This is a genomic window from Mycobacterium sp. E3251 (assembly GCF_001666835.1).
Classification (GTDB): domain Bacteria; phylum Actinomycetota; class Actinomycetes; order Mycobacteriales; family Mycobacteriaceae; genus Mycobacterium.
Genome location: NZ_LZJF01000051.1, coordinates 66,188 through 77,180, shown reverse-complemented (window position 1 = coordinate 77,180; position 10,993 = coordinate 66,188). Strand labels below are relative to the sequence as shown.

9 protein-coding genes are annotated in these 10,993 nt (G+C 61.5%); 7 read left to right on the top strand and 2 right to left on the bottom strand.

Going from position 1 to position 10,993, the window contains the following annotated elements:
* The coding region (locus tag A5697_RS06705; protein WP_068009020.1) for a TetR/AcrR family transcriptional regulator at positions 1–563 on the bottom strand (563 nt) is incomplete at its 3' end.
* A gap of 225 nt (positions 564–788) precedes the next feature.
* Between A5697_RS06705 and A5697_RS06700 the strand changes: the two genes are divergently transcribed.
* The 7 genes from A5697_RS06700 (at position 789) to A5697_RS26995 (ending at position 9,820) form a co-directional block, all read left to right on the top strand.
* Positions 789–1,586, top strand: coding sequence for an SDR family NAD(P)-dependent oxidoreductase (locus A5697_RS06700; RefSeq protein WP_067277377.1), 798 nt, complete (start codon positions 789–791; stop codon positions 1,584–1,586).
* A gap of 23 nt (positions 1,587–1,609) precedes the next feature.
* Complete coding sequence (locus A5697_RS06695) at positions 1,610–2,038, top strand: Zn-ribbon domain-containing OB-fold protein (RefSeq protein WP_067760405.1); 429 nt, start codon at positions 1,610–1,612, stop codon at positions 2,036–2,038.
* Entirely contained in the window at positions 2,035–3,210 is a 1,176-nt protein-coding gene (locus tag A5697_RS06690) for a thiolase family protein (RefSeq protein WP_068009018.1), read from the top strand. The genes A5697_RS06695 and A5697_RS06690 overlap by 4 nt, the downstream gene beginning before the upstream one ends.
* Positions 3,211–3,256: 46 nt before the next feature.
* Positions 3,257–4,129, top strand: a complete 873-nt coding sequence (locus tag A5697_RS06685; protein ID WP_067949658.1) for an NAD(P)-dependent oxidoreductase — start codon at positions 3,257–3,259, stop codon at positions 4,127–4,129.
* A gap of 1,010 nt (positions 4,130–5,139) precedes the next feature.
* On the top strand, positions 5,140–6,843 hold the full coding sequence (locus A5697_RS27000; protein ID WP_082953269.1) for an SIR2 family protein: 1,704 nt from the start codon (positions 5,140–5,142) through the stop codon (positions 6,841–6,843).
* Positions 6,840–7,412, top strand: a complete 573-nt coding sequence (locus A5697_RS06680) for a hypothetical protein (RefSeq protein WP_068009015.1) — start codon at positions 6,840–6,842, stop codon at positions 7,410–7,412. Before A5697_RS27000 ends, A5697_RS06680 begins: the two co-directional genes overlap by 4 nt.
* A complete protein-coding gene (locus tag A5697_RS26995) occupies positions 7,409–9,820 on the top strand; it encodes an AAA family ATPase (RefSeq protein WP_082953268.1) in 2,412 nt (803 codons plus the stop codon). The genes A5697_RS06680 and A5697_RS26995 overlap by 4 nt, the downstream gene beginning before the upstream one ends.
* Before the next feature lie 504 nt (positions 9,821–10,324).
* Here A5697_RS26995 and A5697_RS06670 read toward each other — a convergent pair.
* Positions 10,325–10,972 carry a hypothetical protein gene (locus A5697_RS06670; protein ID WP_156673184.1) on the bottom strand — a complete coding sequence of 216 codons (648 nt, stop codon included), beginning with the start codon at positions 10,970–10,972 and terminating at the stop codon, positions 10,325–10,327.
* Positions 10,973–10,993: the final 21 nt, after the last annotated feature.

The window sequence follows — 10,993 nt, the reverse complement described above, 5'->3', positions numbered from 1 at the left end:
TCCGGTTTGGACATGTCGAACGTCTGGGCCTCGTTGACGGTCGAGAACGACCAGATGATGCGGGCCAGCCATTCGCTGGCCGCACTCACATCGACGCCGGTGCCCACCTCGCCGCGCTCGCGCGCGGCCCGCACGTAGGGTTCGAGAAACTGCGTGGATCGCCGGACCGCGGTGTCACCGTCGGAGATCATGTGCCGCATCAGCTCGGCATCGTCGGCCATCAGCCGGTTGCGAGTCCGATGGTCGAGCAGAATTTTCGCGTGGGTCTCGGCCATCGCGCCGAGTTGTTCTGCCAGCGTTGATTTCTTGGCCATCGCCGCGGCGACTTCACGGTAGAAGCCTTGTGCGCCATGCTCGATGGCGGCTTCGATCAGGACATCGCGATCGACGAAGTACCGATAGATGGTGCCCCGCGAGACCTTCGCCATGCGCGCCACGTCCTGCACACTGGTGCGCTGGATGCCCAGCTGGGCGAAGCATTCGTTTGCCGCGTCGAGAATCTGGTCCCGGCGGTCGACGTCGGCGCCGGCCGCCGATTCGCTGGTGACCGGATCAGTCAACATCTCACTCCTACGAAGGCCAAGGGCGGTGATCTCAGCTCTTCATGCTACGCGACGTGCGGCTTTGCGCCCGGGAGCCGCACCGGCCCTGCGAAGACTGCCGCACCCCTGGGTCCTTCGCACGGCGGGGGTTCGAGGCGGGTGTACTAGGCACCGCCGCGGCGATCTGCAATCATTGGATAATTGAACGCTCAATGTTCCATTGTTACATCGCAGCAAGGAGTGGTCTTGTCTCGTCTCGAGGACAGATACGCGCTGGTTACCGGCGGGGCTCAAGGGTTGGGCGGGGCCATCGCCGAGGAGTTGGCCAGCCTGGGCGCTCACGTTTCGATCGTCGATCTCAACGGGGAGAAGGGCCTTGAGCGCGTCGAGCGCATTCGGGGCAATTCCGGGCGGGCCTCCTTCATCAGGGCCAACGTCGCCCATCGCGATGCGATTGAAGCCGCCGTTCAGGAGGCGGCGGAAACCGGGGGCGGCCGCATCGACGTCTTGGTCAACGCGGCGCAGTTCTTCGCGATGCCGAAGGCGCTGGAATTGGTCACCGATAAGGATTGGGAGCTTTCCGAGGCCACGGGGCCCAAGGCTACGTTCCGGTTCATGCAGCTCTGCTTCCCGTTCCTGCGCGAGTCGGGGCGGGCGTCGGTGATCAACTTCGTGTCGGGCTCCGCCCTCGCCGGCATCGCCTACACCGCTCCCTATTCGGCGGCCAAGGGCGCGGTGGCGGCGCTGACCAAGGTGGCCGCCAACGAGTGGGCTCGCCACCGCATCCGCGTCAACGCGGTGTGCCCGTTCGCCCTTACGGAGGCCCAGGAGAAACTGATCGGCACCGAGTGGGACAACTACACGCGGACGGCCGCGGCCTCGCCGATGAAGCGCGGCGCCAGCCCCGTGGAGATCGCGCCCGCCGTGGCCTTCCTCGCGGGGGACGACGCGGCGTTCGTGACCGGCACGGTGCTCCACGTCGATGGGGGCATGACCGAACTGTCTACGGTGGACTACTCGCAATCGCCGGGAGTATTTGGCTAGCAGTCGAATCGCCTATATACCCCATGACTCACATACCAGACACTTCCCGGCCGGTTCCGGCGCTGACCGCTCTAAGTCGGCCCTTCTGGACCGCCGGTGCCGACGGAGTGCTGCGCATGCAACGCTGCACCGACTGCGGGCGGTTGTGCCACCCGCCCGCGCTGCTGTGCCCTGTCGACCACGCGGCGACCGAGTATGTCGACCTCAGCGGCCGCGGGTTCGTCGAATCCTGGACGGTGAATCGCCATCAGTGGTTCCCGGGGTTCGCGCCGCCCTATCTGATCGCATTCGTCACTCCGGTCGAGGACAGGAGGGCGCGCCTGCTGACCAACCTGGTGAACGTTCATCCCGCCGAGGTCACCGCGAACATGCCCGTTCGGGTGACGTTCGATCGATGCCTAGACGGTGAAGACGAGGTGTTCATTCCATTGTTCGAGCCGGAGCGCTGGTGAATAAGGGGGTGACCGATCGGGCGGTCATCAGCGGTATCGGTCAGTCGGCAATCGGCCGCCGGCTGGGGCGGGACCCGCTGGAGCTGACCGCCGAAGCGTGTCTGGCCGCGGTTGCCGACGCGGGTCTGTCGTTGGCCGACATCGACGGGCTCACAACATATCCAGGGTCGTCGCAACCGGGCGTCGGGTTCTCGGGGGCGTCGTTGCGGGACATCCACGACGCGCTGGGAATCCAGCCGAACTGGGTCGCCGGGGGAGTGGAATCCCCTGGGCAGCTGGGCGCCGTGGTGGACGCAATGCTCGCTGTCGCGGGCGGGCTTGCCGACCACGTCCTGTGTTGGCGCAGCATCTGGGAGGGCACGGCTCAGGGCGCCGGCCGGCGCAAGGGCTACGGGTCTGGCGGCGGCCGCCCCGCCGGGATGCTGGGCTGGCAGATGCCATTTGGTGCGACGGCGGCCAACCTGGCGGCGCTGCAGATTCGCGCGCGAATGCTGCGGTACGGCCTGACTCGGGAGCAACTCGCGTCGATAGCCATCGCGCAACGGGCCCACGCCGCCCGCAACCCCACGGCGATCTATCGCGACCCACTCGACCTGGACGCCTATCTGGGCGCGCGCATGGTTTCTGACCCGTTGTGCATGTTCGACTGTGACATCGCCTGCGACGGGGCGACCGCATTCGTCGTTTCGCGTGCCGAGCACGTCGCGGCGCTGGACCACCCGGGGGTGGCGGTGGAGGCCCTCGACTGCGCCCACCACGACCGGTTCATCTGGGAGGGAGGTGAGGACATCACCCGCATCAGTTCGCGCTGGTCCACGATCTGGGATCGCACCGACTTCACCATCGCCGACGTCGACGTGGCCTCGTTGTATGACGGGTTCAGTGTCTTCGTGCTCTGCTGGCTGGAGGACTTCGGTTTCTGCCCGGTCGGCGAATCCGGCGCGTGGGTCGCCGATCCGGGGCGCATCTCGCTGGGCGGACAATTTCCCATCAACACTGCCGGAGGGCAGCTATCCGGAGGACGTCTGCACGGCTTCGGACATCTGCATGAAGCGTGCCTGCAAATCCGTGGCGAGGCGGCTGCGCGACAGGTCGACGGCGCGAAGCTGGCCGCGGTCGGTGTCGGGGCGGCCAACAGCGGCACCACCGCGATGCTGCTGCGGCGGGCCTGAGAATGCCGTCGTGCACAATGATCGTGCGACTCCGAGGAGGTAGTTGATGGCCGAAGATCAGGCGCCGAAGTTGGGCTTCATCGGGCTGGGCAATCTTGGTGCGCCCATGGCCAAGCGGCTGGTCGGCTGGCCGGGCGGGTTGATCGTTTTCGACGTAAGGCCGGATGCGACAACGTCATTCGCCGACGCCGGAGTGCAGGTCGCCGACACCGTGGATGATGTGGCGGCCGCAGACATCATCAGTGTCATGGTGCTGAACGACGAGCAAGTGCGCGACGTCGTGGCACGGCTCGCCCCGCTCGCCAAGCGCGGCACCGTCATCGCGATCCACTCGACGATAGACCACAGAACCGCGGTCGAACTCGCGGCAGAACTGGAGCCGACCGGCGTTCACGTCATCGATGCACCGGTCAGCGGCGGCGTGGAAGCGGTGAAGACGGGTGACCTGGCTGTCATGGTGGGCGCCGAACGGGACGTCTACGACCGCGTCAAGCCGGCCTTCAAGCAGTGGGCGTCGATGGTGGTTCACGCGGGGGCACCCGGCTCGGGGACCCGGATGAAGCTGGCGCGCAACATGCTGACTTTCACCTCTTTTGCGGCCGCCTGCGAAGCGATGAAGCTCGCCGAGTTGGCGGGTCTCGATGTGCAAGCGTTCAGCCGGGTTGTGCGCCACACCGATGCACACAGCGGTGGCACCGGTGCAATGATGTTCCGCGACGACATGAGCAAGCCGCTCGCCCCAGACCACTTTCTTTACCAGCCCTTCCTGCACACCCGCGACTTGGGAGAAAAGGACCTCAGCCTTGCCCTGGGGCTCGGCGGGGAAGTGGGAGTGGATCTGCCGCTGGCGAACATCGCTCTGCAGACTCTTGCCGAAGGGCTCGGCGTGCCACGCCCCCCGGTGACCGAATCTCCGTGATCAAGAACCGCCGCTCCGCTGCATACAGATTGACGAGCTGGATTCGATCGAGGTCCAGGGGAGGTGGACGTATCCGCGTGCCTTCACGGCATCCGGCATCTGATGCGGACACGACACCGGCCGATGCGACCCCTGGCGCGCCCGCATCCAGCCCTCCCGGCCAGCGACCTCATATCGGGCCAACCAGCAACATAGCCTCGTGAGGCGCCACCCTGGTCTTGGTCGGCGGCCTGCGCCGCGGTCAACCCGTGACTGTTCGGCCACGCTCAACTCCCTCATCTAGGGAGTGTCAAGGATCAACCGAACCTGGTGTAAAGGATCAACCGAACCACTGTCAGGCAACACGCGAAGACAAAATGTCACCCATCAGCCGAGGTGACACGCCGTGAGTGCCCCCGGCAGGATTCGAACCTGCGACACCGGCTTTTGCAGCTGATTGTTCTTGGTGGTTCTCGGCTGTTGTCGAAAACTGCTGTAGGGCACAGGTTTAGACGTCGCAGAGATATCGATCGTATTCGTCGATTCTCAGTGAATTTCGATCATAAGCGGTGAATAAACGATGGATGAAAAAGAGCCTGGTGACGCGTGTGTTCCGAAGCTCTGCCTGACGGTGCGCGTGCATGCTATGCACTCGACACAGGCGGCGCATGGGCGGCCGGTTCCGGTGTCGATGGTGAGGATTTCGTGGACGCGCTCACCAAGGTGCCCCGAAGCCGGATCGCCGGGTTCAGCGATCGACATGAAACGGTTTGGCCGGTGCGCTCATGCACCGGTACATCGAGCTAATGTCGACCAGCAGCCAAGCGAGCGAGCTCGCCGCCGGGCGGGTCCCGGCGAGCGACGAATCCGCGAAATTGGCTGCTCGACAACCACTGATGAGGAAGACTTTGTCCGGATGTTATCTGCTGGGTGGCACAACGAGTACTGACGGTGTTTCTCATGGTTAGCCTTCCATCTGAGCTCGCGAGCTGTTCTCTCACCGTGACGGGCGCCTCAGAGCCGTGACGCCGATGCCGCGGAACACTGTTGCAGAGGTCCTTGAGTGCTTCGATAAAGAATTTGCCGACTTCGCGTCGGCCGTCGCTCGCGGTGAATACCTGTTATGGCTTGGTTCCGGGATTTCGCGTGAGGTTGTGCCCGGTGTACCTGAACTGCTGACGCGTATGTTGGACTTCCTCCAGAGAAGTTGTGTTGCTGCCGACCCGACGTGTCGCTTTAGGCAGGCTCTCGACGAGGTCCTTGAGGTTGCTGCGGTGCCAGCCGCAACGCTCGCCTCGATCGACTTCACATCGGCGGTTGGCACGTGGCCGAACCTCGATGACATCGTGAACCGTCTAATCGACCACTACTCGGAGGTTCTTGACGTACGGGTCCGGGGCGAAGCTGATGACTTCCTTGTTTGGTCCGGACTCGACGTGGCCTCCACGTACGGGGACCCGAACTTGGCCCCCGATGTAGAACATTTCTGTATCGCAATCCTAATTTTGGAAGGAGTAGTGCGATCGGCGGCGACTACAAATTGGGATGGCCTCGTGGAAGCGGCGATAGATCGTCTTGAGTGCGGTGACGATCGAGTGCTTAATGTAAGGGTAAAGGCAGACGACTTCACTGCCCTTGGTCGACCAGCAGAGTTGGTGAAATTCCACGGCTGCGCAGTCAGGGCAGCCCGAGATCCGGCCCAATACCGGAGTCTACTCATCGCGCGAAAGTCGCAAATCTCTGGCTGGACGACACAGCCACCATATCGAATGATGAAACATTACCTTGAGCACCTCTTCGCGTCTCGGCCTGCCTTCTTTATCGGGCTTTCTGCGCAGGATGCCAATATTCACACAATCCTTCACGAGGCGATCCAATACCTGGCCCGAAGCTGGCCCGCCGCCCCGCCGGCGGTTATCTTTGCCGTCCAGAGGCTTAGCCATCACAACAAGCACGTGCTGCAGGTGACGTATGGCGACGATTATTCCGCGAACAGTGAGGAAATCCAGTCATCGGCTTTGCTCGGCGCCTACGCTAAGCCAGCTCTTCTAGCCCTGGTGTTATTTACACTGGCCGACAAGCTGGGCGCCTTGATACGGCTTATTACTGAATTGAACTTATCGGACCCGGATTTCGCGCGGATCCACGCAGACATCCGTGACATTCGAGACGCAGCGGGCGAAATAGCTGATACCGACCCTCAAGCTTTCATAAGAGCTTTCATATCGGCGTTGACCCTTGCATTGTGGATTTTTAGAAAGGGCAGCATTCCTAACCCCGCCGCATACCTGGCTGTTTCCGGCGCTCCGATAGCAGAAGCTGTTGGAGATCCCGATTTTCCACGCGAAGCTCTTGGGCGCTTTGCGCTGGCATACACGCTGCTCGGCCGAGGGTATATGGAGGGTGAGTGGGCACTCGACCTCGGTGAAACGGCGACGCCCCAGGATGGTGTTGTGCGAGTTAGGAAAGGGGCACAACTATCAAAAGTGTTTGTAGTACGTGACGCACGGGCCTTATCGAACCTCGAAGTCGCCGGAATCGTTGAGATGCGAGACGATGAAGTTGTAGTAGCCCAGGCAGAGGCGATCCAGAACCCAAAGACGCGCTCACCAGGCACACGCTATGGTCGCACTGGCAGGAGCGGTGCCCGTCAGGTAGACCTGGAGGCAGTTTGCTCCTCAGTCAGTACCGCCGACGAGCTGTTCGAAGCATTCGTATTGGAAGCTGCACTGTGAACGCGACGACTGTTGAGAGTGTGCTGCGAGTACTTGAGGGCGCAGGCTATGAACGTCTGCCTAAGCCCCTGATCGTTGCAGGTTCGATTTTCGATTTCGATGCTGCAGTCAAGGGCACCGGCGTATCGCATGATCTAGTTGTCTTGGCCACCACCGACAACTCTCAGCGCCGGCTTCTGCGGCTATTGTCTGCCTTGAGTCGCACCCTCGATCAAGTCGAGTCGACGCGGCCGGTGAGTTTGGTTCTCATAGGCGAGACGGTAGACGCGCGGACGTTGGCCAACCTAGAACAGCACTCTCGTGTCCTCACCATCGACAGCAACGCTCCTCGTCCCGAGGACATCCGCCGTGCGGTCGCCGTACTACTGCCACTAAAGCTCCCGGCAGAGCAGTCAGTGGGACCACCGCCGCTCACTCTCGTGGTCGAACGGTTGGGTGCAGCCGCGTCCGAAGAGCACCAGCGTTTCATTGAGGCAGCCGAGGTGGGCCCCGATGAAGTGCGAGAATCGTTGCGCAGGTATATCGATGCCGCAGCAGATGGCGAGTTGAACGAGAGGAGCGATTCATGACTGATGTACCGCTCCGCCGCATCTCGATTTCCGATTTCCGCCGAATCGAAGGCACCCGAGTCCTGCCGCTCGATGCACCTATCGTATTACTGCACGGTCACAACGGTGCCGGCAAGACCAGTGTGCTCTCGGCGCTTGAGCTCGCGCTTACTGGCGAGATTCGCAGCATGCGTCGACATGACCCGCGCTACACCGCACACCTGCCGTTTCACGGACAAGACTTCGCGACGATTAGCGTGGCGGTTTCTGAGCAGCTCGGCCGGGGTCGCGCATCCGAACGAATGACGGTCGGTGGCAACCGGATTGAAGGCAACCCGGCCCTAGATCCAGAAACTGCTCAGTTTTACGCCGAGCGTTGTTACTTGGATCAAGTGTCCCTTGGCCAGCTGCTCGATCTCTATCAGTACCGAGAGGGAAAAGAGGAGTCAGCGCTTGCCCGCTTCGTCAACGAACTGCTCGGGCTGGAACAACTCGATGCTCTTCGCTCAGGGCTGAGCGACGCAGACGACATTCGTCGACTTAAGCGGTTATCTGAATCTCTCGCGAGCGCCGATAAAGAGACAGAACGAGCTGCCGCGGAATTGACGAAGGCTACCGCGGACCTGACGGATGCAAGAGACGAGCTGACGCGTTCGCGGGAACACCTTGCCGATGCAATGGAAGCTGTTGGCTACTCCTACCCGATGTCCAACGACGCAGACATCGGCCCAGAGGTTGCGCAGCTGCTGCGGACGAGCCGAGAGAGCGAAGACCGGTCTGCGGCCGCGGCTCTCCTTAGACAGATAACTGCACTCGGTGGCCGAATCGAGGGCTTGTCGACCAGGCCGTCTGCAATGCGTCTGGAGGAGGGAAGGAGTGCGGTCGCAGATGCGTCAGCGGCTTACGAGCGCTGGCGGCACGAGCACGGGCCGGCAATCGATGCGTGGAATGCCGACGCAGCCCGCCTGGGAATTCCGTCGTCAGATGGCGCAATGGCAGAGATCGTTGACGCACTGCAGAATTTCGACGGACTTATAGCTCGCCAGAACGAACGCCTCGCCGAGATCAAACGACTGGAAAATCAACTCGCCGAACATCGTTCTTCTTTGGATACGCTCCAAGCTCAACTTGCTGAAGCGCAGGAACAGGCTGGCTCACTCACTGAGGGTTTAGCCGCCCTACGCGAGCATGCCTCGGACAACGTATGTCCGGTATGTGACAGGGATTTCAGTGAGGTGTCGTCGTCAATCCATCTCACCGCCCATATCGATCGCAAGATCGTCGAACTTTCGAATCAAGGGGCTCAGCTTCTACAGTTTCGAGAACAGCGCGGCGCCGCAGCAGCCGCCCTGGAACGCGACGGACAGACATTGGAGCGAATCCGAGGTCAGCTCTTGACGGAAGAAGAACTCAGTGTGATCCGTTCTCAGCGGGCCTCGGTGGCGAGTCTTCATAAACGTCTTCTGGAACTCCAGCCGATGATCGATAACCTCGACGAATTGCAGTCAACACTGCACCACGCTAGGGCGACACTTGACGAACTGGAATCCATCGCCCAAGACGCGCAGGCTGTAAGAGCGGAACTCGAGAATATCGCCAAAGAACTCAACGCTCCTGGATCAGGTCCCGATGAGCCCTTGCAGGACGCATGGCGGAGACTCGCTGAGATTACAGACGAACGCGTTGCGCAAACAGAGAGACTGGCGGCGGCGAATACGACCGCCGGTGAGATGCTTAGGCAGATGCTCGACTGCACGAAACGCGTCGAGGAATTGAAAGACACTGTCGCCAATCTCGCAGAACGCAAGTCTTTGTGGGATTCACGAGTGAAAGAAGCGAAGCGCCGCCAGGCGGTGGCGAAGGAGGTACGACGCGCAGCGTCTGAGGCGCGCGCAGAAATCGTGCATCGTGTGTTCACGGAGTCACTGAACGACGTGTGGCGCAGTGTGTTCATGCGGCTAGCGCCTCGCGAGTACTTCGTTCCCAGGTTCGGAATCCCGACCTCATCCAGGGCTGCTCTCGAAGTGACTTTAGAGACTGTTCACACGTCCGGAGGCACCGGCGGATCGCCGCAGATGATGCTTAGTGCGGGAAACTTGAATACCGCGGCGCTATCGCTCTTCATCGCGTTGCACCTGGCGGTTAAACCGCTCGTCCCCTGTCTCGTTTTCGACGACCCTGTGCAGTCGATGGACGAAGTTCACATCACGCAGTTCGCGGGGCTTTTGCGAATTCTATCGAAGCGACACAGGCGGCAGGTCATCGTCGCTGTCCACGAGCGACAGCTTTTCGAATATCTCGCCCTTGAACTGAGCCCCGCGTTCGAAGGCGACGAACTCATCACGATCGAGCTTGACGCGTCGCTGGACGGTCCCAAGGACGGTGTTAAGCGGATCACCTGGACCCCCGATCCAGCAATCGCCGTGTGACCGGTACTCCCGGTTCGGGATTGGCACACGGAGCCGTGTTGGCGCGTGTTCAGATAAGAGCTGATTTTTGCGTACCAGCCCCTGACCAGCCATGATAAATAAACTCCTTTTGTCGCACTGGCCCACTTGACCTGTGCGGCAACAGCTCTCGGCCTGCGGAAGCGAAGTCGGCGAAAACACCAGACCCGTACAGAATCCGAGCCACAGTGCGTCCCGGTGGCCGGGCTTGGACCGGGGGAGGGGTCCCGCCCCTGGGGGCGTCGAGCGCCGATTGCCACGAGGCGCGGAGCCGACGGTGGGTATCGCCGGTCATTGCGGACGCTTCGCGCGGCAGATAAACGCCGAAGGCAAGAGGCCAGTCGAGTGCACGCTGCCGCGGAACTCCCGGAAAGGGGGGGAGCTCCAAAACCCCAGAGTCCGTACATAGTCCGAGCTGCAGTGCGTCCCGGTGGCCGCCGGCACTCCGGGGGAGAGGTCTCGGCCATGCCTGCGCACAAGGCCCCGTCAGTCGTGGGATCCGGGTGCTAGGACCAAATACCGAAAATCAGACGCGAGCGGGTCGCTGTACGGATGCCAGTCACAAAGATACGAGTATCGGAGCTCAACCGGACTGTGAGCCCCCTTCGGCTCGGTGAAATTGAGCACTGTGCCCGCTTCAAGCTCACGGCCCTGCCATAGCCGAAAGTCGTATGCTTGTGTTCCTTGCCTGTGCTTGCGTTGGTCCCAGAACTCAAAGTTGGACAACGCGATGACTGCGCCTGCCTCTACAATCTCCGCCGCCATGAGCTTCTCGATGCGAGCCGCGTCCTTCCAGATGGCATGGGCGTCAAGATCATCAGCACCTGAGCTAGGCAAGTTGAATAGCTCGTCGTATCCGTCCGTGCTCACCTTGCCTAAGAACCGCTTCTTTGGGTATTTCAGCTCCAACGCCATCGGTAACCCGTTGAGGCATCCCATTATGTCGACCTCGAACCGCGGGCTGTCAGGAAGTTGCACCATGCGCTCGAGCCGAATACGGGTGACGCCTGCGCGTGCGATTACATCGCAGAGGGCGAACTGAAAATCAAACTCTGAATGAAAGACGGGTCGTCGGCTAGATAAGACCGTCATCCATTGATCGATAGCCTCAGACAATTCTTCGATGCCAGCCATTTCTGTACCGTACGACATGCC

Bases quoted from the DNA above. Each gene is read 5' to 3' on its own strand.
- A5697_RS06695 (WP_067760405.1), top strand. From the start codon at position 1,610: ATGACTCACATACCAGACACTTCCCGGCCGGTTCCGGCGCTGACCGCT.
- A5697_RS06685 (WP_067949658.1), top strand. From the start codon at position 3,257: ATGGCCGAAGATCAGGCGCCGAAGTTGGGCTTCATCGGGCTGGGCAAT.
- A5697_RS27000 (WP_082953269.1), top strand. From the start codon at position 5,140: ATGCCGCGGAACACTGTTGCAGAGGTCCTTGAGTGCTTCGATAAAGAA.
- A5697_RS26995 (WP_082953268.1), top strand. From the start codon at position 7,409: ATGACTGATGTACCGCTCCGCCGCATCTCGATTTCCGATTTCCGCCGA.
- A5697_RS06670 (WP_156673184.1), bottom strand. From the start codon at position 10,972: ATGGCTGGCATCGAAGAATTGTCTGAGGCTATCGATCAATGGATGACG.